Genomic DNA, 23,872 nt, shown 5'->3' with positions numbered 1-23,872 from the left:
ACAAAATTCTGTCAAGTTTTATTGTGCAATGCACAAAAATCAGATTGTTCTCCTTTCCTCCGTTAACGGGCCCGTAACCGCAATCTCTTACCGTCAGGGTATGTGTTGCGCCGGCAACGGTTCCTCCGAGAGAACCGGGCGCAAGGGCCTAGAACCAAACGAAACAGGGATTGTTGCAGCATGAATTCGGTTTGGATGGGACGCCGAAAGACATGGGCTCTTGTTGGTATCGTTGCGTCATTTGCCGTCGCGGTCGCCTCTCCGGCGGATGCGGCACGGCGCAAGGCCAAGCAGGCCGGCGGCGGTTATAGCCCCCTCTCTGCCTCCATCGTGGTCGACGCCAAGACCGGCAAGATTCTCCAGGGTGAGAATGTCGACGAACCGCGCATTCCCGCATCCCTTACGAAGGTGATGAGCCTTTACCTCCTGTTCGAGCAGCTCGAGCGCGGGCGCATGCGCGCCGACACGCCCCTCACCGTCTCCGCCTATGCCGCCAGCCAGCCGCCGACCAAGCTCGGCCTACGCCCCGGCTCGACCATCGAGGTCGACGATGCCATCAAGGCGATGGTGACCCTCTCGGCCAACGACGTTTCCGTTGTGGTGGCCGAGAACATCGCAGGTTCGGAGGACGCTTTCGCGCAGATGATGACCCGCAAGGCGCGGGAGCTCGGCATGAGCTCGTCGGCCTTCTACAATCCCCACGGCCTGCCGCATGAGCCGCCGAACATCACGACCGCCCGTGACCTGTCGATCCTCGGCCGCGCGATTCAGGACCGGTTCCCACGGTACTTCGCCTATTTCCAGACCCAATCCTTCCAGTATGGCAGGCGAACCATCCGCGGCCATAACCGGCTGCTCGGCAAGATCGAGGGCGTGGACGGGATCAAGACCGGCTACACCCGTCTGTCCGGCTTCAATCTGCTGACCTCGGTCAACACCGACACCCGCAGCATCGTGGCCGTTGTGCTCGGTGGCCGCTCCGGCGCGTCCCGCGACCAGAGAATGGCGGGTCTCATCGAGAGCCATCTGCCGCGGGCCTATGCGGGCACCCGGACCGCGCCTTCCGTGGTCGAGAATCAGCCGGCCATGGTGGCAGAGGCTCCGGCTCCGCGCCCGGTCGACCCGGCACCCATCGCGGCACCCGTCAAAGTGGCCTCGGCCATCGCCCAGGCTCCTGTTGCACAGGCCTCGACGCCTCAGGCCGGCCCCGACCGCAAGCCGCTCGACTTGAATACCCTGCGGCCGGTCGTGGCCTCGGCTGCCGGCGCCAGCTCGACCACCACGCCCTCCTCGGTCCGGTGGCAAAAGGGTCAGGAACCCCTGCCGCTGAATGCCCAGGCCTATGCAGCCCTTCAGACCTCCGCGCCGATCCCGGCTTCCCAGAAGGCTGCCCTGCAGGCCAAGATCGAGGCAAAGGCCTCCGAGCCTGCCCCGTCCGCGAACATTCCCGCGGCGACCAAGACAGCCTCCCTCAAGGCTGACGCTCCCAAGACGGAGGCGTCCGAGCCCAAGAAGGCCGTGACGGGCTGGGTCGTTCAGCTCGGTGCGACGGACGATGAAGACAAGGCCAAGGCCATGCTCGACTCGGCCCGCAGCCGGTTCGGCAAGGTTCTGGGCAAGGCTTCCCCCTTCACCGAGAAGGTGACGGTCGACGGGAGCACCCTGTACCGGGCACGGTTCTCGGGATTCTCGGAGTCGAACGATGCTGCCAACGCCTGCAAGCAGCTCAAGAAAGGCGGCGTCAACTGTTTCGCCGCACGTGGCTAACCGACTTTAGCGAACACTGCGACGGCGTGTGTTTTTGCGCCGTCGTGGCTTCCAGACACACCGGATCGCGCGTGGAGTATCAGCGATGTCGGCTCAGCACTTCTCTCGCCTCGTTCACGCGAGCCGCGAGGTACGCCGTTCCTCCCTGGTCGGGATGGAGTTTCTTCATCAGCGTCCGGTGCGCTTTTCGGATCTCGTCGAGGCTCGCACCCGGCTGAAGGCCCAGGATTTGATAGGCTTCCTCTTTCGTCATTACGCCCGAATGCGCCTGGGTGCGCGTCCGCGTGTCACGATCTCCCTGAGCGTTTTCACGCCAGCCGGCAAACCGGCGATCAAAATACGCCTCTAGGAGCGGCACGCCCTGCGGATCGTGGGCAGAGCATTCATCGTAGAGACGGCGGAGGCTCTCCGGGTCGAGGCTCGAGAGCCGGCGCCCTGCAAAAGCTCCCACCAGAATGGTGCCCTCGACGGCCCCGGTGGCGTGGTCGATTTCCATCTCGATCATGGCTGACCGAATTCGTGAAAAACGGCCCCGCGCCTGCTGGAAGTTGCGCCAAGGTCCTGGCAAATTCAGAGCGCTCCAGCCTAAAGCCCAGGCGGCGAAGCCGCCGAGGAGGAGCGCCATGTCGAAGCGTCCCTTGACCCCCAGGAGCACGGCGGCACCGAGCGCCGCGATGCCGGCCACGGCTTTGAGACCCTTGGCCAAGGACTTCGGGTCGGTCAGGGTATAAGACTTGGCGAGCCACCACAGAAGTGCGACCGCCAATATTCCAAGAAGCAGCATCATCGTTTTCTTCCCCACCCCAACATGTGGGCCGGGATGGGACAGATGTAAATTGCCGTTCAGGGAATGGGCCCTGCGGCGAAGGGCTATTCAGGCCGCTTGGGGATGTCCAGGCCGCGCTGGACGGCCGGTCGAGCCAAGCCACGTTCGAGCCAGGATGGCACGCGCTTCAGGCTGTCGAACTCCACGAGTTCCCCTGCGCCGTAGAACCCGACCAGGTTCCGGACCCAGCCGAGCAGGGAGATATCGGCGATCGTGTAATCGTCGCCCATGATCCAGTCACGCCCTTCGAGCCTCGTTTCGAGGACACCGAGCAGGCGCTTCGATTCGTTGCGATACCGTTCGAGCGGACGCTTGTCCTCGATCTCCCGGCCGGCGAACTTATGGAAGAAGCCAAGCTGACCGAACATCGGCCCAACAGCCGCCATCTGGAAGAACACCCACTGGATCGTTTCATACCGCCTCGCCGGATCCGACGGCAGGAACTTGCCGGTCTTCTCTGCCAGGTAGAGGAGGATCGCACCGGACTCGAACAGGGCAAGCGGCCGGCCACCGGGTCCGTCGGGGTCGATGATCGAAGGGATTTTGCCGTTGGGGTTCAGGGACAGGAATTCGGGGGTCCAGGTTTCGTTCTGCCCGATATTGATGAAGTGAGGCTCGTACGGCAGGCCGGTCTCCTCCAGCATGATCGAGACCTTGACCCCGTTCGGCGTCGGTGTGGAATAAAGCTGGATCCGGTCGGAATGCTGGGCAGGCCAGCGGGTCGCAATCGGAAATGAGGAAAGATCTGCCATAGGAACTCCATCGTCGGCGTGAGTCGTGATGGAGCGATGCTAGAGGGAGCGGCCCGGCTTGCAAACGCGGCCAGGCCTTATCCCAATCAACATTCAGTGCAGCAGGCCGGCCCGACTGCGCTGGCTCTCCCGCTCCCAGGCCTGAACCACGATGCCGTTGATGCCCGAATCGTGCAAACGATCGCTCAGATCGATGAAATGACGCTCGGTCGCTTCGACATCGATCTCGATCTGCTCGTCTTCCGCCTGCTCGAGTTCCGAGGCCGCGTAGCGCTCATAGGCGGCCGACATCTCGGCATAGGCGAAAGCGACGGGCAAGGTGCGAAAGATGGTGGAGAATTCCTCGTCGAGCTCGCCGGTGGCAAGGTCGCGCATCTGGACCAGGTAGCCGTCATCGTGCTCGCAGACTTCGTAGCGCCAGTGCCGGCCTTCGGATGCACACATCAGCATCGGAACCTCCACTCAACTGTACTGCTGAGCCAATGCTGTTCGAGCCAGCGCGGTTCCAAGAAGATCCCCAGCAAAAAAGTTTAACGACGGCCCATGACTTCCGTCCGAACGCGACCGCCGATCCGCACCTGAGTTCCGTTTCCTAGATTGACGAACCCCTGGTTTCCATTGAGGGAATCGGGCCGCTCGGCCCTCGCCTCCCGCCCTTCAAGCCGCGCCCTGCAGCTGGGAGGCAGCTCCGGGCGAACGCCCGGCGCCGGATCGGGCATGCGGCACTCTTTCGCAAGGGCAGGACTGCCCGTGGCGATCAGAATGACAGCAGCGACGGAGCGGAACCTCATCAAACCATCCCCACAGATTCACATAAGTTAGAGAAGCCCGAGTTCAGCGAGTTCGCGCCGCATGTCCTCTGGCATCCTGGCGAGGTCGCCGGCTTTCAGGTCGATGTCACGCGGGGCGTCCGTAGTGACAAGATAGCGCCAGCCCTGAAACGGTCTGAAGGGACGCGGTTCGACGGCAATCACCGCTTGGTCCAGCACAAGACGGCAGCGGCCAATCCCGTCCGCGTCCGTGAAAGGTCGGACATCCAGAAGCTGCTGACGAGCCGCGACCTGCCCTTTGATCACCCAGTACAGGGAACCGCCATCCAGCAGTTCGTCGACCCGCTTGGGCACCATCCGCGTCGTGTGCGTCTGCTCGTACTCGCGCCCGAGCCGCCGGTGCAGCGCACGGTTTTCCTCGATCCACTCTTCGAGATTCGTAATCGAGTCACAACCGACGCAGAGTTTGATCAGGTGAAGTGCCATGTCCTTTTTCAACCATGCACCAGTCGGTTTGTCATCCGACGATGCGACGCAGGCTATTCCTCCGTCTTCAGCACGATCAGGCGCGCCCCTTCGGCCACCTGTGCCCCCGGGTCGGCGGCAATCTCCGCCACCTCCGCATCCGAAGGCGCCACCAGCACATGCTCCATCTTCATCGCTTCCACGATGGCGAGGCGCTGTCCCTTCTCGACCCGATCGCCAGGCTGCACGAAGACGGCGATGAGCTTGCCATGCATCGGCGCCTTGACGGTGCCACCCTCATCCATGTGCTCGAGATCGACGTCGAAGGGATCATAGGGCTGAACCAGGGTCTGGCGTCCGTTGCGGATGATGTAGACGCCGTGCGGCGCGTCCACTTCCTGGTCAATCTCCTCGACCGCCCAGGGATCGCTCCCACCGAATGCGACGGTGCTCGCACCCCGATGCTCTTGGCTGAACACCTCGCGCGCTTCGACGCGCTCCCCGTCGACCCGAAGAGGCACGCCGACGTTGCGAAGTCCGAGAAGCTGAAAACCATCCGGCATGGACCACGACGACGACGGCTCGTCGCTCTTCTGGAGCTCGGCCATGCGCAACCGTTCGATCTCCCGGGAGATCAGCGCCGACGCACCGAACGACACGGCAACTTCGTCGACGGGCTGCGGCCCGACCCCGAGGCTGTCGAGGTTACGGTCGATGAACCCGGTGTCGAATTGGCCTGCCCTGAAGCCCTCAGCCTCGCAGAGACGCTTCAGGAACGCCGCATTCGTCTTCGGGCCCGCCACGATCGTTCGTCCGAGCGCTTCCGCCAGCTTATCCAAGGCTTCGAGGCGGCTCGCTCCATGGGCGATGACCTTCGCAATCATGGGATCGTAGTACGGTGTCACCTCGGCACCGGCCTCGACCCCTGTGTCGATGCGGACACCCTCCCGGTCCGGGAACTCCAATGCCCAAAGTTTTCCTGTGGAGGGCAGGAATTCCTTTTCCGGATCCTCCGCATACAGACGCGCCTCGACCGCATGGCCGTCGATGGCGAGGTCGTCCTGCGAGAATGGCAGGACCTCGCCCGACGCGGCGCGAAACTGCAGGTCGACGAGATCAAGCCCGGTGATTGCTTCCGTGACCGGATGCTCCACCTGAAGGCGGGTGTTCATCTCCATGAAATAAAAGCGGTCGGGCCGCAGACCCTCGCGACCATCGGCGATGAACTCCACGGTTCCGGCCCCTACATAGCCGACGGCCCGGGCGGCCTCGACGGCTGCCTGTCCCATGGCCTGGCGCATTTCCGACGTCATCCCGGGCGCCGGGGCCTCTTCGATCACCTTCTGGTGGCGGCGCTGGAGCGAGCAGTCGCGCTCGAAAAGATGCACCACATTGCCATGCCCGTCGGCAAAGACCTGGATCTCGATGTGGCGCGGCGAGAGGATGTACTTCTCCACCAGTACCCGTGGATCACCGAAGGCATTCTGTGCCTCACGCTGGGCGCTCTCCAGCGCCGCGTCGAAATCGGCCGCCTTCTCGACACGCCGCATCCCCTTGCCGCCGCCGCCGGCGACCGCCTTGATCAGGACCGGATACCCGATCTCATATGCTTTCTGACGCAGGAAATCCGGATCCTGCTTCGAGCCGTGATAGCCCGGAACGACGGGTACGCCAGCCTGCTGGACCAGCGCCTTGGCGGCGTCCTTGAGCCCCATCGCCTTGATCGCGGAGGCTGGCGGTCCGACGAACACGATGCCGTTCGCCGCACAGGCCTCGGCAAATTCGGCCCTCTCGGACAGGAATCCGTATCCGGGATGGATGGAGGCGGCCCGGGTGCGCTTGGCGACGTCAATGATTTTGTCAATGCGGAGATAGCTCTCGCGCGCGGGGGCTGGTCCGATCAGATGGGCCTCGTCCGCCATCTGGACGAAGAGCGATTCCGCATCGGCTTCCGAATAGACCGCGATGGTCCGCATCCCCAGGCGCTTGGCGGTGCGAATGATGCGGCACGCGATCTCGCCGCGATTGGCGATCAGGACACTTTCGAGCATTTCGATCCCTGTTCCAGCTGACCCGTCTGGTTTTGCAAGACCTAGAGCAAACCTCGCGGGCGTTGTCACGCCCGAAACGCATGAGCGCGACCGGAGCCCACCGGGTAGGCGTCCCCTTCGGGATATGACAGGCCTCCTGATGCAACTTTGTGCATTTCTCCTCTTGCCGCAACCGAGGACACACGCTAGATTCTTCTTGCAAATGGTTTGCAACTGCAGAAAGACGCCATGGATCAGTCCGCTCCCGTGTCCCTCGTGCAAAAGGCCGCATGGCGGCGATCGTCGGACCTTGCCTCCCTGCCGGAGGTAAACCGTTCAATCGCCGTGAGGCCGGGATCGGTATGGCGTCGCGCAGCCGCGTTCCTGGGGCCAGGCTATCTGGTGGCCGTGGGCTACATGGATCCAGGCAACTGGGCGACCTCGATCGCCGGCGGCTCGAAATACGGCTACGCCCTTCTGTCGGTGGCGCTGATCTCCAACATCATGGCGATCATCCTGCAGTCCCTTTGCGCCAGGCTGGCGGTTGCGACCGGCCGTGACCTCGCTCAGGCGTGCCGTGACGCCTATCCGAGGCCGGTCGCCTGGATCCTGTGGGTTCTGGCGGAGCTTGCCATCTGTGCAACGGATCTTGCGGAGGTGATCGGCACGGCGATCGGCCTCAATCTCCTTTTCGGAATCCCGCTCGAAATCGGCGTCATCATCACGGCGCTTGACGTATTCCTGATCCTGTATCTGCAGAATCTCGGCTTCCGATGGGTCGAGGCCTTCATCATCACGCTGCTCGGCGTGATCGCAATCTGCTTCGGGATCCAGATCGCCATGGCCGATCCGGACTGGGCGGGCGTCATCACCGGATTTGCTCCAACGACGGAAATCGTCACCAATCCCGACATGCTCTATCTCGCCCTCGGCATTCTGGGCGCCACGGTCATGCCGCACAACCTCTACCTGCATTCAGGCATCGTGCAGACCCGCGCCTACGGCGACACCCTGTCCGAGCGACGCGAGGCTCTGCGCTTCGCAACCCTCGACTCGACCATCGCGCTGATGTTCGCTCTGACCATCAATGCGTCTCTGCTCATCCTCGCCGCGGCTGCCTTCCATCACACCGGCCGCTCCGAGATCGCAGAACTCGGCGAGGCCCATACCCTGCTCAAGCCGATTCTCGGCAGTGCGATCGCGCCGATGCTCTTCGGTCTGTCGCTGCTCTGCTGCGGCCTAAATTCGACGGTGACCGCCACCATGGCAGGACAGATCGTCATGGAGGGTTTCATCAGCTTCAAGATGGCGCCCTGGATGCGCCGCCTGATCACCCGCGGCATCGCCATCATCCCCGCGGCGGGCGTTACCATCGCATACGGAGAGGGGGGCACGGCGAAACTGCTGATCCTGAGCCAGGTGATCCTGAGCCTTCAGCTTCCGTTCGCGGTCATCCCGCTCGTGACGATGACGGCCTCACGGGCCAAGATGGGCGCCCTCGTCACGCCGCGGTGGCTCACCGCGATTGCGGGCTTCATCGCCGCTGTCATCGTGGCCCTCAACGTGAAGCTCTTGGTGGATTTCGCGACCGGGTGAGGCGCAGAAGCGGCGGAAGGAAATCCATGGCTCCGCGTCGGCTCATCGCGGTTCCCTTGCCTTCTCTTGGGGTGTGAGCTGCCTTGGGTTCATGGCCGGGCTCGTCCCGTCCATCCCGATCGGTGGGCGTGGCGCTTGACCGATCGGGATCACCGGAACAGGGCCGGCGATGACGGGTACTTGGAAAGGAGACTGCCTCAAGCGTCCTTGAGACGTCTCAGTGCCTCTTCCATTTTGGCCTTGCGCATCACAGCCTCGTCGCGGCGCTCGCGCTGTTCTTCGACGACCTCCTCCGGCGCGCGCTTGATGAAATCCGCATTCCCGAGCTTTGCATCGATCTTGCCGATCTCCACGTCGAGCTTCTGGATTTCCTTGGCGAGGCGCGCGCGCTCGGCATCGAGATCGATCACGCCCTCCAGCGGCAGAGCCGCGGCCTCACCGCGGATGAGGAGTTGGATCGAGCTCTTCGGAGCCGCGTCGGCGAACGAGATCTCGGAGATCCGGGCAAGCCGCTTGACGATGTCGCCCCAGCGCCCGGCGCGAGCCCTCACGTCGTCCGACGACGCCACGAGGACCAGGGGGATCTGCGCACCGGCCGGCACGTTCGTCTCCGAACGGGCGGAGCGGATCTCCGTCACGAGGTCCACCACCCAGCCGATCTCGGCTTCAGCCTGCGGATCGATCAGGTGATCGAGGTTCGACCAGGGAGCCAAAGCCAGAATTGTGTCGCGCTTCGGCCCCTCCTGCCCTTTCACCTCCCACAGCTCCTCCGTGAGGAACGGCATGATGGGGTGGAGAAGCTTGCAGATCTCGTCCAGGATGTACGCGATCGTGGCGCGCGTCTCGTCCTTGGCGGGCGAATCCGCGCCCTGGAGCACGGGTTTGGACAGTTCGAGCGTCCAGTCGCAGAATACGTTCCAGACGAAGCGGTAGGCCGCACCTGCCGCTTCGTTGAACTTGTAGCTCTGGATGCCCGTGGCAACCTCATTGATTGCTTTGGCGCACTCGCTGAGCGCCCATTTGTTGAGCGTCTCCTTCACGGACTTCGGATCGAAGCCGGTAACGCGTTTGCACTCGTTCATCTCGGCGAAACGCGCCGCGTTCCAGATCTTGGTCGCGAAATTGCGGTAGTTCTCGACCCGCTGAACCGACAGCTTGATGTCGCGCCCCTGCGCGGCCATGGACGTGAGCGTCATGCGCAGCGCATCGGCCCCGTACTGCTCCACCACATTCAGCGGATCGATGACGTTGCCTTTCGACTTCGACATCTTCGCACCCTTCTCGTCGCGGACGAGGGCATGAATATAGACCGTGTCGAAGGGAACCTCTTCCATGAAGTGCAGGCCCATCATCATCATCCGGGCGACCCAGAAGAAAATGATGTCGAAGCCGGTGACGAGGGTATTCGTCGGGTAGTAGCGCTTCAGCTCCGGTGCATCGTCTGGCCAGCCCAGGGTCGAGAACGGCCACAGGGCCGAAGAGAACCAGGTGTCGAGCACGTCCTCGTCGCGCCTGAGCGGCACATCGCGGCCGTTCTTTGCGCGTGCCTCGGCCTTCGCCTCCTCCTCGCTCATGGTGACGTAGACATTGCCCTGATCGTCATACCAGGCCGGAATCTGGTGGCCCCACCAGAGCTGACGCGAAACGCACCAGGGCTCGATGTTCTCGAGCCACTGGAAATAGGTCTTTTCCCAGGTTTCGGGCACGAACTTGGTCTGGCCCTTGCGCACGGCATCGAGCGCCCTGTCGGCCAGAGGTTTCACGTTCACGTACCACTGGTCGGTGAGGTAGGGCTCGATCACCACATTGGAACGGTCGCCGTGCGGCACAGTATGGGCATGCGGCTCGATCAGGACCAGAAGCTCGCGCTCCTCCAGCATGGCGACGATCCGCTTGCGTGCCTCGAAGCGATCAAGACCGTCGAGAGCCAGCACAGCGTTCAGATCGTCGGTCCGCTCGACGCCTTCCAGGAAAGCGTCGTTCCCGGCGACGGCAAGCTGAGCCTCGGTGCCGAAGATGTTGATCAGCGGCAGCTTGTGGCGCTTGCCCACTTCGAAGTCGTTGAAATCGTGCGCAGGCGTGATCTTCACCGCGCCGGTGCCTTTCTCGGGGTCGGAGTACTCGTCAGCCACGATCGGGATACGCCGACCGACCAGCGGCAGGACGGCGAACTTGCCCACGAGGTCCTTGTAGCGCTCGTCCTCGGGATGAACGGCAACGGCCACGTCGCCGAGCATGGTTTCCGGGCGCGTGGTGGCGACCGTGATGGAGCGATCCGGCATTCCCTCCACGGCATAGCGGATGTGCCAGAGATGACCCTTCACCTCGACCTGCTGGACCTCCAGGTCCGAGATTGCGGTCTGGAACTTGGGATCCCAGTTCACGAGGCGCTTGTCTTTGTAGATCAAGCCCTGCCGATAGAGATCGACGAAGACCTTCAGCACGGCGCGGGACAGCCCCTCGTCCATGGTGAAGCGCTCGCGCGACCAGTCGCAGGAGGCGCCGAGGCGCTTGAGCTGGCGAACGATAGTGCCGCCGGATTCCTCCTTCCACTCCCAGACGCGCTTGACGAACTCGTCACGGCCGAGGTCGCGACGCTGGATCTGGCGCTCAGCCAGTCGACGCTCGACGACCATCTGCGTGGCGATGCCCGCATGATCCATGCCGGGCTGCCAGAGCACGTCTTTGCCCCGCATGCGCTCGAAACGGCACAGGATATCCTGGATCGTGTTGTTGAGGGCATGCCCCATGTGGAGCGAGCCGGTCACGTTGGGCGGCGGAATGACGATCGTGTAGGGTACCGCGTCCTGGCGATCCGCGCGGCCGGCCTTGAAAGCGCCAGCCTCCTCCCAACGGGAGGAAATGCGTGCTTCGACGGAGGTAGGATCGAACGTCTTGTCCATCATGATGAGTACCGGCCTGTGGGCGCGAACAACGCGCGAGCAAGACGGCTACAAACCGGACGGATGGGACGAAGTCAACAGAGGCGCGGCAATCTGAACCCGCCGAACCGAAAACTGCCCCGGTTTTCAGGCCAGGGCTCGGTTCTAACTCCGGGAGCGGGTTACGCGCTCGATCTCGCCGCGCACCAGGCGCTCGACCATGGAAGGAAGATTGTCATCGAGCCATGCCTTCAGCATGGGCCGCAGCATCTCCTTCATGAGATCCTCGACGGTCTGAGGCTGACTTGGCTTCACGGAAACGCTGAGACGGTCGAACGCACCGGAAACCGCGGCACTGGCCTCCTTGGAGAGGAGAAGGTCGGCGGTTGCAGGCTGGGGCAGCGTGATGGGTGCGGCCGCCCGAGTGGCAGCCTCCGAGGCCGCAATCTGGGCCAGGGCCAGGGTGGACTGCCTGGGTTCGCGACCATCGTGGAAATGCTCTGAGCCCTCATCCGTGGGCCGCTCGTCCAGCATAGCCTCACCGCGGCTCCAGGGGCCGAGCACCGACTCGTTGGGGCCCGGCGCGATCAGCGGCGACATATGCATCTCGGCAATGTCGAGGACGTTCTTCAGCGGCGAGGATGCCGGCTGCTCCGGCTCGGGGGATTGCAGCGCCTCATCGTCGGAGATGATGCGCCGGATGGAAGCCAGAATTTCTTCCATCGATGGCTCGTTAACTTTCAGGCTCGTAGAACCCATTGCCGCATCCAAATCAAAATACGCAAGAATCACATTCGAAAGAATGCAAATGAAGTATTTTACGCAACCTTAAAGAAAACAAGCGGGGCCAGAACTTTTTGGTTCTGGCCCCGAAACTTATCAACGGCCGTCGGGCGTACTTGTGCCGACCCAAAGATCCTTGACCTGATCGTAATGGATCTTCGGGCTGTAATGATTGACCTTGAGCCCGAGCGCCCGTGAGTTGAGGCGTCCCATGGCGTTGACCAGGCTATAGGAGGCCACCACCCGGTCGCGCTGGGCCGTGATGAGGTTGACCCGAGCGTTCAGCAGTTCCTGCTGTGCGTTCAACACGTCCAGGGTCGTACGCTGGCCGACGCGGGCTTCCTCGCGGACGCCGCTCAGGGCCGTCTCGGCAGCGTCGATCTGAGCCTGGGCGGCGACGATCTGGGCGCGGGCCGCCTCCAGCCGTCCCCAGGAGGAACTGACGGCGGCACGGACCTGATCGCGGACCGAATCTGCCTCGAGCCGGCGCTGTCCAGCCACTTCCTTGGCTTGACGCGTCGCGGCATAAACCTGACCGCCTTCATAGATCGGCACGGTAAGCCGCGCGACCACGGAGCCCGACAAAGATGCATCGCCTCCCGTCTGCCGGTCGTAGCGCTGGTCGATCGCGCCGACGACGCCCAGCTGTGGAGCAAGGGCGCCCTCCTCGATCTTGACCTGCAGTTCGGCCACGTCGACCGCATGCTGGCGCGCCTTGATGGCAGGATGCTCGTTCAGCCCGATCTTGAGAGCCGCATCGACCGTGCGCGGGGTCAGCCGGTCCAGGGGGCGCCCGGGCGCGAGCTGCGCGGGCTCGACGCCCACGACCTGCCGGTAGACCGCAATGCTGTTGCGCAGCGTGGCCTCGGCCAGGCTGGCCTCGGACCGTGCGGCCGCCAGGCGGGCTTCGGCCTGGGCGACGTCGGTTCGGGTCACTTCGCCGACGTTGAAGCGGTCCTGGGTCTGGCGCAGCTGCTCGTCGATGACTTCGACGTTGTTGCGCTGCAGATCGAGAATGGCCGTATCCCGCAGGACGTCCATATAGGCCGTTGCGGCGTCGAGCAGGGTGCTCTGCTCGGTGCTGTTCAGGGTTTCGCGGGAGCCGAGGACCGAAGATTCCGCTGCACGGACCCGGTTCTGGGTCCGGTAGCCATCGAAGATCGTCTGGTTAACCTCGACGCCGAACCCACGCGGGTTGAGAGCGCTCTGGGTCGTCGTATTGGGCGAAAACCGGGACGAGGGCTGCTCGACCGAGGCCCAGCTGCGGCCGACATCGGCCGTTCCGTTGATGACCGGTCGGTAGCCGGATTTCGCCTGGGCCACTGTTTCATCCGTCGCGCGGACGTTCGCACGCTGAGCATTCAGGTCCGGATTGTTCCCGTAAGCGCGGGACAAAGCGCCTTCCAAGGTCTCAGCCGAAGCCCCAGCCGGGCCCATCAGCACGAACACCGAGGTCATCACCCCACAGAGCCAGCGATACGTCTTCTTGGAATGCTTATTCTTCACGCGCACCTGCCTAGCGACCCAAACGGAATATCCGCAAGAGACGCCGATTTCAGAAACCACTGCGACTCAAAGCGCAACAATACCCAAGGGAACGGAGTCGGCAACAACGCGTTGGGGCCGGCTCGATTTTAGCTTGGGAGTGGCGCAAAAAAGCGACACTGCCGGACAGGGGAAATTAAGGATCTGGAAGGAATTAGAACGTGAAACCGGCCGGCTGAACGAACGGGGCCAGAAGGGGCGCGGCGGCTTCGAAGAGACTCCGCTCACCGATCGCGTCTCCGGTGCGGACATAGAGGGTCGCCCGGGCGGCGCGCCCGCGCCCCTTGACGCACACCAGACGGCCACCCTCGCCGAGCTGCTGGAGGAGCGCTTGCGGGCGAACCTCGACCGAGCCGTTCACGAGAATGGCGTCGAAGGGAGCATTCGCGGCATAGCCCTGTTCGAGCGCACCGGCCGCGACGGCAACGTCGTCACATCCGGCTGCGCCGAGGCACTGCTTGGCGGAAGTAGCAAGCGCTTCGTCCGATTCAAGGAAGGTCACCCGAGCACCCAGCCTGCGAAGGACCGCAGAAGCGTAGCCGCGGCCGCCGGCGACATCGAGAACATTGTCGCCTGCGTCGATCTCGAGAGCCTGGATCATGCGACCCAGGATCATCGGAGAAAGCATGTAGCGGCTCTCGCCGCCGTTGCTCACGAGAATGTCCTGGTCGATGTAGGCAAGGCTCTCGCGGCCCGGGAGCACGAAAAGCTCTCTCGGAACGCTGTCCATAGCATCGAGGAGAGGCATGTCGTTCACGTCGAAAGTGCGCAGCTGGCCATCAACCATCATGCGGCGCGCTTGGGTGAAATCGACCATGGATAGTGCCTTCAGAATTCGTTGGAGGCCTCGCCCGGAATCGAACCGGGGTGCAAGGATTTGCAGTCCTCTGCGTAACCACTCCGCCACGAGGCCATCCGGGGCGTGCCGCGAACGCGACGGGTGCTCCATAGCAACCATCCCCCCAAAGAGCAACAGCCCCTTTTCACGCTTGCTCGACAACAATGCGCTTGCAACCGTCGAAACCCGTGCTATATGCCTCCCACCTCGCCGGCGGACATGTCCCACGGACCTCCGCGGCGCTCAAGAAGCTGAGCGATAAGGCTTCTTGGAAAGGTATGGCTTATTCCGGCGTGGCGCAGCGGTAGCGCAGCGGACTGTTAATCCGTTGGTCGTAGGTTCGAATCCTACCGCCGGAGCCAACCTTCCCGTCTCCCCGCATTCGAGCTCAGTCCGCACGGTTTCGTCTTGGCCTTTCGCGGGATGGAACCTTGGCTATGATCCGCTGCCATGAGCACCGATTCACAGTCTCCCGTCCTGGTCTGGTTTCGCGACGATCATCGCCTTTCCGATCACCCTGCCCTCGCTGCGGCCGTCGCGACGGGTTCGCGGGTTCTATGCTTCGCGGTCCTGGATGACGACTCGGACGGGCTACGCCCGCTCGGCGGCGCCACGCGATGGTGGCTCCACGGCTCTCTCGAAGCTCTTGACGATGCGCTCCGGCGGACCGGGTCCGGGCTTCTCGTGTTCAAAGGGTCGGCGCTTTCGATTGTCGGCAGAATCGCGATCGAAGCGGGTGCCTCCGCGATCTTCTGGAACCGGCGCTATAGCGCGGCCGAGATCGCCGTCGACAGGGCGATCAAGAAGCACCTGACCGATTTGGGCATCCGAGCCCACAGCTTCAACGGACGGCTCCTGCACGAACCTTGGACGATTGCCAACCAGGCCGGAAAGCCGTTTCAGGTTTTCACCCCCTATCTGAGGGCCGTCATGGCCCGGCCCGTTGCCGCTGCGCTGCCTCCTCCGAAGCGGATCCCCGGAGGAACGTGGCCGTCAGCGCTCCTGGATGCCGCCATCCCTGTCGGCGCACTAGGCCTCGAACCCTCATCCCCCGACTGGGCCGACGGCATGCGTGCCGAGTGGCGCCGGGGCGAACGGGCCGGTCAGGAAGGATTCGAGCGCTTCTGCCGGGAGAGCCTGAGAGGCTATGCGGACAATCGGGACCACCCGTCGGTTCAGGGCACGTCGCGTCTTTCCCCTCATCTGCGCTTCGGTGAGATCAGCCCCAGGCAGATCTGGCATGGCGTGACGGCAGAAGCCGCCCGCGAGCCCAGCCTAGCACGTGATGCGGAGAAATATCTGAGTGAAATCATCTGGCGCGACTTCAGCCACCAGATGCTTCACTATTACCCTCACATGCCTGATCGGCCGCACAGCAGCCGGTTCGACCGCTTTCCATGGAGCGAAGATGCGAAAGCCGTCAGGGCTTGGCAGAAGGGTCGGACAGGCTATCCGATCGTCGATGCCGGAATGCGCCAACTCTGGCAGACGGGTTGGATGCACAACCGGGTGCGCATGATCGCTGCCTCGTTTTTGGTGAAGCACCTCCTGACCGACTGGCGCCGGGGCGAGGCCTGGTTCTGGGACACCCTGGTCGACGCCGACCCCGCCAACAATGCCTTCAGCTGGCAATGGATTGCGGGATCGGGACCCGATTCGGCGCCCTTTCACCGGATTTTCAACCCGGTCGCCCAAGGCGAGAAATTCGACCCGGACGGCGACTACATCCGCTCTTTCGTCCCTGAGATCGCCGAGCTGCCCTCGGGCTTCATCCACAAGCCCTGGGACGCGCCCCCCGCTGTTCTGCATGCGGCCGGAGTCAGGCGGGGTGAGACCTACCCTGATCCGATCGTCCCCCACGGCCCGGCGCGCGAAAGAGCCTTGCAGGCGTTTCGCAGCCTTCGCAGTGTGGCCGATCTGCCTTCGTAACCTTCGCCAAGGGAGCTTGACCCGACATGCTCCTTGACGTCAGCATCCCGGTCGCTTTTTCGAACGGGACGATCCGGCCCCGTCCAACCCGAGACGATCATGACTGCGACCAAGCTCCTCTACCGCGACGACGCCTATGCCACCTCCTGCGAGGCCCAGGTCCTCGGGACGACGCCCGAGGGTGGCGTCATCCTCGATCGCACGGTGTTCTATGCTCAAGGCGGCGGGCAGCCGGGAGATGTCGGCGCCATCGTGAGTGCCAACGGCGACGGTTTCCCGATCACGAACACGGTCTATGGCCCGGATCGGTCGCAGGTTGTGCATCTCGTCGGACAGGAGGCGGCCGCCCGGTTCACCGAGGGTGAGACCGTCCAGCTGCAGCTTGACTGGCCACGTCGCCTCAAGCGCATGCGCGTCCACACGGCCCTGCACCTGCTCAGCGTGGTTCTTCCCTATCCGGTGACGGGCGGTGCGATCGGCGACGGCGACGGGCGGCTCGACTTCGACATCCCGGATGCCGGCCTCGACAAGGCCGAGATCACGGAAAAGCTGAACGCCCTTATCGCTCGGGACGCGCCGGTCACCGAGCGGTGGATCACGGATGAGGAACTCGATGCCAATCCGGGACTCGTGAAGACCATGTCGGTCAAGCCGCCACGTGGATCCGGCCGCGTCCGTCTGGTCGAGATCGAGGGAATCGACCTCCAGCCCTGCGGCGGCACCCATGTGCGCCGCACCGGCGAGATCGGTACGGTCGCGGTCACCGACATCGAGAAGAAGGGCAAGCAGAACCGCCGCGTTCGCATGTCCCTGGTCGATTGATTTCGTATGACAAGGAGCTTTGTCATGTCCCAGCCTTTCGTTTCGACCTCCTGGCTGCAGGAGCACCTGAACGATCCGAATCTCGTGGTCGTCGACGCCTCGTGGTACCTTCCGAACCAGAACCGCGATCCCCAGTCCGAGTACCTCGCCGGCCATATTCCGGGAGCCGTGCGCTTCGACATCGACACGGTCAAGGACATGCGCTCTGCCCTGCCCCACATGCTCCCTTCGCCGGAGGACTTCGCCAAGGCTGTCGGCGCCATGGGCATCAGCCAGGACATGACCATCGTGGTCTATGACGGCCTGGGTCTCTTCTCGGCCCCGCGGGTCCGCTGGATGTTCCAGGTTTTCGGCGCCCGTGATGTTTCGATTCTCGATGGCGGTTTCCCTGCCTGGATAGCGGAAGGACGAGCGATCGAGACGGGCCCGGAGGCGCCGCGCTCGCCAAAAACCTTCACGCCTTCCGTCGCGGGTTCGGCCGTCGCGGATGTCGCGAGAGTGCAGGACGCCATTCAGTCCGGCTCGGCGCAGGTCGTCGATGCCCGCGCGGCGGATCGCTTCAGAGGAGAGGCGCCGGAGCCTCGTCCAAGTCTCAAGGCAGGACACATTCCGGGCAGCGCGAACCTCCCCTGGAGCGACATCGTCGACAACGGTCGCTTGAAGGACAGCGCAAGCATCGAGCAGGCCGTCCGTAACGCCGGCCTGGATCTGCAACGCCCGATCATCGCGAGCTGCGGCTCAGGCGTTTCGGCCGCCATTCTCTCGGTTGCCTTCGAAACCCTGGGGCGCCCCGCTGATGCCATCTACGACGGCTCCTGGTCCGAGTGGGGTGCACGGGACGACCTGCCGATCGCGACGGGCCCGGGAACGAAAGCCTGAACCGGCCAGCGCAGAAAAAAGGCCCCGGAGATTGCCGGGGCCTTTTCGTTTTGCACGATCCGCTCAGTGCAGGATCTGTGACAGGAAGAGCTTGGTCCGCTCGTGCTGCGGATTTCTGAAGAACTCGTCGGGTGTGTTCATCTCGACGATCTGTCCGTAATCCATGAAGATCACCCGGTCGGCCACTTGGCGGGCGAAGCCCATCTCGTGGGTGACGCAGAGCATGGTCATGCCCTCGTCGGCCAACCCCACCATGGTGTCGAGCACCTCCTTGACCATCTCGGGATCGAGCGCCGAGGTCGGCTCGTCGAACAGCATGATCTTCGGGCTCATGCACAGCGAGCGGGCGATCGCCACGCGCTGCTGCTGGCCGCCGGAGAGCTGGCCGGGATACTTGTTCGCCTGTTCGGGGATCTTGACCCGCTTCAGGTAATGCATGGCGATCTCTTCCGCCTCCTTCTTGGGCATCTTCTTCACCCAGACCGGAGCCAGCGTGCAATTTTCGAGAATCGTCAGGTGCGGGAACAAGTTGAAGTGCTGGAACACCATACCCACGTCGCGACGCACCTCGTCGATCCGCTTGAGATCGTTGGTGAGCTCCGTGCCGTCGACGATGATGCGGCCCTTCTGGTGCTCCTCCAAACGGTTGATGCAGCGGATCATCGTGGACTTGCCGGAGCCCGAGGGACCGCAGATCACGATTCGCTCGCGGCGCCGCACGTTGAGATTGATGTCGCGCAGGACGTGGAACTCTCCGTACCACTTGTGCACGTCGATCATCTGGACCGCGGCCTCGGCTTTCGGGTCGACGTCGACGGAGCGGATGGTTTGGGATGAAAGTGTCGTTGCCATGTGTGTTTACCGTTTCTGACCAGCCGCAAGGCGCCGCTCGACTCCCAGCGAGTACCGCGACATGCCAAAACAGAAGATGAAGTAGAACAGAGCCGCGAAGGCATAGCCCGTGATGCCGATCGTCGGAGCCGCCCAGTTCGGGTCGATGCGGGAGGCTTCAATAGTCTTCACCAGATCGAAGATACCAACGATGGCCACCAGCGACGTGTCCTTGAACAGGCCGATGAAGGTGTTCACGATGCCGGGAATGACGATCCGCAGGGCCTGGGGCAGGATGATGAGGGTCATCATCTGCGGGTAGTTGAGTCCCAGCGACATTGCGCCTTCGTACTGCCCCTTCGGCATGGCCTGGAGGCCACCGCGGACGACCTCGGCCATGTAGGCGGAGGCGAAGAGCGCAGTGCCGATGAGGGGCCGGAGCAAGCGGTCCACCGTCATGTCGCCCGGAAGAAACAGCGGCAGCATGGTGTTGGCCATGATCAGCACCGTGATCAGCGGCACGCCGCGGACGAACTCGATGAAGATCACCGAGGCCATGCGCACGATGGGTAGCTTCGAGCGCCGCCCCAGGGCAAGGACGATGCCGAAGGGCAGCGAGACCACGATGCCGACAGTCGCGACCAGCAGCGTCACGAGAACGCCGCCCCACAAGGAGGTGGGCACATGGGCGAGGCCGAAATCGATATCGACGACGGCGAGGGTAATGCCGATCACCGCGACGATGCCGCCGCCCATGATGAGGGCGGGACGCATGGCGGTCTTGAGCAGTGCCGCGAAGAAAGCGAACAGGGCAATCACCAGCGCGCCGAAGATCGCAAACCCCATCCAGAAGCGCAGGCCGAAATCGGCATTGCCGCCCGTCAGAAGCACGTAGGAGACGACCGGGAAGATCCAGAAGAAATAAACCGCTCCGAGATCCCTGCGCGGCGCCCTGAGCCATAGCAACCAGGCGACCCCGATGGCCAGAAGCGCGAAGAAGATGTCGACCCGCCACCGCTCGGACACCGCATAGGAGCCATAGATGAAGTAGTTGATCTTGTCCCAGATGAACGCCCAGCAGGCGCCGGTTTCGCTGCCGCCCGTATCGGCCCGGCAGGCAGCCCGATCGGTACCGGTCCAAACCGCATCGATGAACAGAAATCTCACCAGTGGAGGAACGGCGACGTACAGGAGGTAGAACACCACCAGGGTCAGGATGGTGTTGAAGGGGCCGGAAAAGAGGTTCTCCCGAACCCACGCGATGGGCCCGCGGGCCAGGTTGGGCGGAGGCAGCGCCTCCACCTGCTTGGCGCGGACGAAACGGGGAATGTCGACGGCGGTGCTCATGCGATCTCCTACCGCTCGACGATCGCCACGCGGCGATTGTAGATGTTCATGATGAACGACGTCACGAGGCTGATTGTCAGGTAGACGCCCATGGTGATGACGACCACCTCGATGGCTTGGCCCGTCTGGTTCAACACGGTTCCCATGAAGACCTGCACGAGGTCGGGATAGCCGATAGCGACAGCCAGGGAGGAGTTCTTCGTCAGGTTCAAGTATTGGCTGGTCAGCGGCGGAACGATGACGCGCATGGCCTGGGGGATCACCACCAGACGCAGGGTCTGTCCCGGCGTGAGGCCGAGGGAGCCTGCCGCTTCCGATTGCCCCTTCGACACGGCCAGGATGCCAGCGCGGACGACCTCGGCGATAAAGGCGGCCGTATAGGTGACGAGACCCAGGAGCAGCGCCACGAATTCCGGCAGGATCTGCATGCCGCCCGTCAGATTGAACGTTCCCTTGCGCGGCAATTCGAAGGTGATCGGGTTGGCTCCCGTCACGGCAAGGACGATCCAGGTCAGGACGGGTAGGCCGAGGACCAAGCCCAAGGTGACCTTCCCCACAGGGTATTGCCGCCCGGTCTGCTCCTGCTGCGCCTTGGCCCAGCGGCGGTACACGAAGGTCCCGACGAGGCCGATTACAAGGGCCGCAACGACAACCGAGATATTGCTGCCCCAGACGGGCTTGGCCATGAAGAGACCGCGCGAGTTCAGGTAGAACCCAGCGCCCATCTCAAGGGAGTTGCGCGGCTGCGGCAGGGTTCCGAGGACTGCGATGTACCAGAACAGCAGCTGCACCAGCAGCGGGATGTTGCGCAGCACCTCCACGTACACCATGGCAACCTTGGCCACCATCCAGTTCTTGGACAGGCGCGCGATGCCGATCAGAAAGCCCAAGATCGTGGTGAAGAAGATGCCGATGGCGGAAACGACCAGGGTATTGAGGAGGCCGACGATGAACGCGTCGCCATAGGTCCCGCCGGCTGCGCTGAACTGGATTAGCGTCTGGCTGATATCGAAGCCCGCGGTGTTGTTGAGGAAGCCGAATCCCGAGGCGATCTTGGCGCGCTGCAGGTTCTCGACGGCATTCGTAGCGGCGACGTAGAAGAGATAGACGATCGCGAGAACGAGAACGACCTGGTAGAAGATCCCACGGACCTTGGGATCGTATAGGAACGATTTTTTGGGGGGCGATGTCTGACTGACAACGGTTTGCACTGAGTTCATCCTCTGACGGCTTTTTTATTTATGCCCAGCCGTCCTCCCCTGTTCACGGTATGCATAATCCCATGAACGGGCGGCTTTTTGTTGTTCGTGTCTGAGAGGGGCGCCCGGAATGTCCGGACGCCCCATCTTCTTCAGCTTAGCGGATCGGGATGCCGTACTGCAGGCCGCCCTTCGTCCACTGCGCATTCTGGCCGCGCTTGATCTTCAGGCGGGAGCCTTCGCCGACGTTCTTCTCGAACACTTCGCCGTAGTTGCCCACCTGCTTGATGATGCGCACGGCCCAGTCGTTGGTCAGGCCGACGGCCTCGCCGAACTTGCCTTCCGTACCGAGAAGACGCTTGATCTCCGGGTTCTCGGAGGTCTTCATCTGGTCGACATTGGCCTTTGTCACGCCGAGCTCTTCCGCGTTCAGCATGGCGTTGTGGGTCCAGCGGACGATATCGCCCCACTGGTTGTCGCCGTGGCGGACGGCCGGGCCGAGAGGCTCCTTCGAGATGATCTCGGGCAGAACGATATGATCGTCCGGAGCCGAGGCGCGCAGACGCTCGGCGTAGAGGCCCGAAGCGTCGGTCGTGAAGGCGTCGCAGCGGCCGGCGTCATAGGCCTTGAACGTCTCGTCCGAGGTGGCGAATGCCACCACTTCGTACTTCATGTTGTTGGCACGGAAGTAGTCGGCGAGGTTCAGCTCGGTGGTGGTGCCCTGCTGGGTGCAGATCGAGGCGCCGTTCAGCTCCTTGGCGGAGGAAACGCCGAGTTTCTTGCGGACCATGAAGCCCTGACCGTCGAAGTAGTTGATCGCCGGGAAGTCGAGGCCGAGCTGGGTGTCGCGCGACATCGTCATGGTGGAGTTGCGGGACAGCACGTCCACTTCGCCGGATTGGAGGGCCGTGAAACGGTCCTTGGCGGCGAGCGGAATGAAGCGAACCTTGGTCGGATCGTCGAAGATGGCTGCGGCGATGGCGCGGCAGAAATCGACGTCGAGCCCGGTCCAGTTGCCCTGAGCGTCCGGCTGGCCGAAACCGGCGAGACCCGTGTTCGAGCCGCAGGTCAGGAAGCCCTTCTGCTTCACGCTGTTGAGCGTCGCCTGGGCGGATGCGCCCGTCGCGAGCAGGCTGGCTGTCAGGCCGAAGGCAATCGATACGAGAGCCTTTTTCATGTTTGTATCTTCTCCCAATAGTTCGACTTGGCTCGGCCGCTTATGGTTATGACCCCCCAGCCGGGCCCCGGATAGACCGGTCCACGCCGCCTCGGCTGAGACGGCATCGGGATCCATCACATTCCATGATTAATCACTGGTCAAGTCTTGATGGAAGGCATTTCTTGCCTGACTTGACGGCAGGAGCTGCCCGGTCTCAGATCGGAATCTCCTCAGCAAGCCCTTGAAGCGATGTCAAAACTCCCTCCAAAGCCCCAAAACCTATCCGAACGAACCCGCCTCGTGCATGCCGGACGGGAGCCGTTCGAGCAGCACGGATTCATCAATACGCCGATCTACCGCGGCTCGACCGTCCTGTATGCGACGACCGACGATCTGCTGCACCGGCGCGGGCGATATTCCTATGGGACGAAAGGGACGCCGACCACCAACTCCCTTGAAGTCGCCTGGACGGAATTGACCGGCGCCGCCGGAACCGTGCTTGCTCCATCGGGGCTCGCCGCCGTTACGGTTGCCCTAATGTCATGCCTGAAAGCAGGCGACCATCTTCTGATGACGGACTCGGTCTACCTGCCGACCCGGCAATTCTGCAACGGCGTACTCAAGAATTTTGGTGTGGAAACCACCTATTACGACCCGCAGATCGGCCCAGGGATCGAGGCTCTCATCCGACCGAACACCACTGCGGTGTTCACGGAGGCACCAGGTTCCCAGTCCCTCGAGATGCAGGACATCCCCGCCATCGCCGAGGTGGCGCACCGTCATGGGGCCGTCGTCCTCATGGACAACACCTGGGCGACCCCCCTGCTCTTCCCGCCTCACGAACGCGGGGTGGACATCGCCATCGAGGCCGGCACCAAATACCTGAGCGGGGGATCCGACCTGCTGCTCGGCATGGTGTCGGCCAATGAGCGCTGCTTCAAGCGCCTGCGTGAAACCTACGATTCCTTTGCCATGTGCCCGGGACCGGAAGACGTGTTCCTGGGTCTGCGGGGCCTTCGCACCATGGCCCTTCGCCTGAGGGAGCACGGGAACCAGGCCTTGGAGATGGCCCGCTGGCTCGAGGCTCGCCCGGAGGTGGCAAGGGTCCTGCACCCGGCTCTCGAAAGCTATCCCGGTCACGAGATCTGGAAGCGCGACTTCAAGGGTTCGTCGGGCCTCTTCTCGGTTATCCTGAAGCCCTTCTCCGACCGAGCACTCGCGGCCATGCTCGACGGACTGTCGCTGTTCGGAATGGGTTATTCCTGGGGCGGGTTCGAGAGCCTTGTGATCCCCTTCAACTGCGCCACCTATCGGACGGCAACCGCATGGGAGCCCGGCGGCCACGCCCTGCGCTTCCACATCGGCCTCGAGGACCTGGAGGACCTGAAGCGGGACCTGGATGCCGGGCTCGCCCGCCTTCGCGAGACGGACGCCAAGGCAGCGTAGATTCTT

The 23,872-nt window shown here is 63.2% G+C and carries 19 protein-coding genes and 2 tRNA genes; 7 read left to right on the top strand and 14 right to left on the bottom strand.

What is annotated here, in order from left to right:
• The first annotated feature begins 180 nt into the window (after nt 1–180).
• Nucleotides 181–1,767: an SPOR domain-containing protein gene (locus HPT29_RS12055; RefSeq protein ID WP_173950366.1), complete on the top strand. Its 1,587-nt coding sequence runs from the start codon at nt 181–183 to the stop codon at nt 1,765–1,767.
• A 79-nt stretch (nt 1,768–1,846) separates the two neighbouring features.
• Here the strand turns inward: HPT29_RS12055 and HPT29_RS12050 are convergent, their stop codons facing one another.
• From HPT29_RS12050 to HPT29_RS12030, 5 genes are all read right to left on the bottom strand, one after another.
• Complete coding sequence (locus tag HPT29_RS12050) at nt 1,847–2,554, bottom strand: DnaJ domain-containing protein (RefSeq protein WP_173950365.1); 708 nt, start codon at nt 2,552–2,554, stop codon at nt 1,847–1,849.
• Between the two features lie 83 nt (nt 2,555–2,637).
• Nucleotides 2,638–3,345 (bottom strand): glutathione S-transferase N-terminal domain-containing protein, encoded by a 708-nt coding sequence (locus tag HPT29_RS12045; protein ID WP_173950364.1) that lies wholly within the window; start codon nt 3,343–3,345, stop codon nt 2,638–2,640.
• Nucleotides 3,346–3,438: 93 nt separating this feature from the next.
• Complete coding sequence (locus HPT29_RS12040; protein ID WP_173950363.1) at nt 3,439–3,795, bottom strand: hypothetical protein; 357 nt, start codon at nt 3,793–3,795, stop codon at nt 3,439–3,441.
• Between the two features lie 368 nt (nt 3,796–4,163).
• Nucleotides 4,164–4,601 (bottom strand): DUF1489 family protein, encoded by a 438-nt coding sequence (locus tag HPT29_RS12035; RefSeq protein WP_173950362.1) that lies wholly within the window; start codon nt 4,599–4,601, stop codon nt 4,164–4,166.
• A 53-nt stretch (nt 4,602–4,654) separates the two neighbouring features.
• Nucleotides 4,655–6,631, bottom strand: a complete 1,977-nt coding sequence (locus tag HPT29_RS12030; protein WP_173950361.1) for an acetyl-CoA carboxylase biotin carboxylase subunit — start codon at nt 6,629–6,631, stop codon at nt 4,655–4,657.
• A 228-nt stretch (nt 6,632–6,859) separates the two neighbouring features.
• Here HPT29_RS12030 and HPT29_RS12025 point away from each other — a divergent pair, with 228 nt between their 5' ends.
• Nucleotides 6,860–8,206 (top strand): Nramp family divalent metal transporter, encoded by a 1,347-nt coding sequence (locus HPT29_RS12025; protein ID WP_173950360.1) that lies wholly within the window; start codon nt 6,860–6,862, stop codon nt 8,204–8,206.
• Nucleotides 8,207–8,403: 197 nt separating this feature from the next.
• Here HPT29_RS12025 and HPT29_RS12020 read toward each other — a convergent pair whose 3' ends face one another.
• The 5 genes from HPT29_RS12020 to HPT29_RS12000 all read right to left on the bottom strand — a co-directional run bounded on the left by HPT29_RS12020 (nt 8,404) and on the right by HPT29_RS12000 (nt 14,329).
• Nucleotides 8,404–11,112, bottom strand: a complete 2,709-nt coding sequence (locus tag HPT29_RS12020; protein WP_173950359.1) for a valine--tRNA ligase — start codon at nt 11,110–11,112, stop codon at nt 8,404–8,406.
• Between the two features lie 141 nt (nt 11,113–11,253).
• Nucleotides 11,254–11,811, bottom strand: a complete 558-nt coding sequence (locus HPT29_RS12015; protein WP_173950358.1) for a DUF2497 domain-containing protein — start codon at nt 11,809–11,811, stop codon at nt 11,254–11,256.
• 156 nt (nt 11,812–11,967) lie between these two features.
• Nucleotides 11,968–13,383 (bottom strand): TolC family outer membrane protein, encoded by a 1,416-nt coding sequence (locus HPT29_RS12010; protein ID WP_432807295.1) that lies wholly within the window; start codon nt 13,381–13,383, stop codon nt 11,968–11,970.
• Between the two features lie 187 nt (nt 13,384–13,570).
• Nucleotides 13,571–14,233 carry a protein-L-isoaspartate O-methyltransferase family protein gene (locus HPT29_RS12005; RefSeq protein ID WP_173950356.1) on the bottom strand — a complete coding sequence of 221 codons (663 nt, stop codon included), beginning with the start codon at nt 14,231–14,233 and terminating at the stop codon, nt 13,571–13,573.
• A gap of 22 nt (nt 14,234–14,255) precedes the next feature.
• Nucleotides 14,256–14,329, bottom strand: a tRNA-Cys gene (locus HPT29_RS12000).
• A 212-nt stretch (nt 14,330–14,541) separates the two neighbouring features.
• Here HPT29_RS12000 and HPT29_RS11995 point away from each other — a divergent pair.
• The 4 genes from HPT29_RS11995 (at nt 14,542) to sseA (ending at nt 17,884) form a co-directional block, all read left to right on the top strand.
• Nucleotides 14,542–14,616, top strand: a tRNA-Asn gene (locus tag HPT29_RS11995).
• Nucleotides 14,617–14,704: 88 nt separating this feature from the next.
• Nucleotides 14,705–16,183: a cryptochrome/photolyase family protein gene (locus HPT29_RS11990; protein WP_173950355.1), complete on the top strand. Its 1,479-nt coding sequence runs from the start codon at nt 14,705–14,707 to the stop codon at nt 16,181–16,183.
• A 99-nt stretch (nt 16,184–16,282) separates the two neighbouring features.
• Nucleotides 16,283–17,005: an alanyl-tRNA editing protein gene (locus tag HPT29_RS11985; protein ID WP_173950354.1), complete on the top strand. Its 723-nt coding sequence runs from the start codon at nt 16,283–16,285 to the stop codon at nt 17,003–17,005.
• A gap of 24 nt (nt 17,006–17,029) precedes the next feature.
• Nucleotides 17,030–17,884, top strand: a complete 855-nt coding sequence (sseA, locus tag HPT29_RS11980) for a 3-mercaptopyruvate sulfurtransferase (RefSeq protein ID WP_173950353.1) — start codon at nt 17,030–17,032, stop codon at nt 17,882–17,884.
• A 63-nt stretch (nt 17,885–17,947) separates the two neighbouring features.
• Here the strand turns inward: sseA and HPT29_RS11975 are convergent, their stop codons facing one another.
• From HPT29_RS11975 to HPT29_RS11960, 4 genes are all read right to left on the bottom strand, one after another.
• On the bottom strand, nt 17,948–18,664 hold the full coding sequence (locus tag HPT29_RS11975; protein ID WP_173950561.1) for an amino acid ABC transporter ATP-binding protein: 717 nt from the start codon (nt 18,662–18,664) through the stop codon (nt 17,948–17,950).
• Between the two features lie 78 nt (nt 18,665–18,742).
• Nucleotides 18,743–20,062, bottom strand: a complete 1,320-nt coding sequence (locus HPT29_RS11970; RefSeq protein WP_173950352.1) for an amino acid ABC transporter permease — start codon at nt 20,060–20,062, stop codon at nt 18,743–18,745.
• 8 nt (nt 20,063–20,070) lie between these two features.
• Nucleotides 20,071–21,282, bottom strand: a complete 1,212-nt coding sequence (locus tag HPT29_RS11965; protein ID WP_173950351.1) for an amino acid ABC transporter permease — start codon at nt 21,280–21,282, stop codon at nt 20,071–20,073.
• A gap of 136 nt (nt 21,283–21,418) precedes the next feature.
• Nucleotides 21,419–22,438: an amino acid ABC transporter substrate-binding protein gene (locus tag HPT29_RS11960; RefSeq protein ID WP_173950350.1), complete on the bottom strand. Its 1,020-nt coding sequence runs from the start codon at nt 22,436–22,438 to the stop codon at nt 21,419–21,421.
• A gap of 231 nt (nt 22,439–22,669) precedes the next feature.
• Here HPT29_RS11960 and metC point away from each other — a divergent pair, with 231 nt between their 5' ends.
• On the top strand, nt 22,670–23,866 hold the full coding sequence (gene metC, locus HPT29_RS11955; protein WP_173950349.1) for a cystathionine beta-lyase: 1,197 nt from the start codon (nt 22,670–22,672) through the stop codon (nt 23,864–23,866).
• Nucleotides 23,867–23,872 lie beyond the last annotated feature (6 nt).

This window comes from Microvirga terrae (genome assembly GCF_013307435.2).
Lineage (GTDB): Bacteria > Pseudomonadota > Alphaproteobacteria > Rhizobiales > Beijerinckiaceae > Microvirga > Microvirga terrae.
This window is presented reverse-complemented; position numbering and strand designations above follow the sequence as displayed.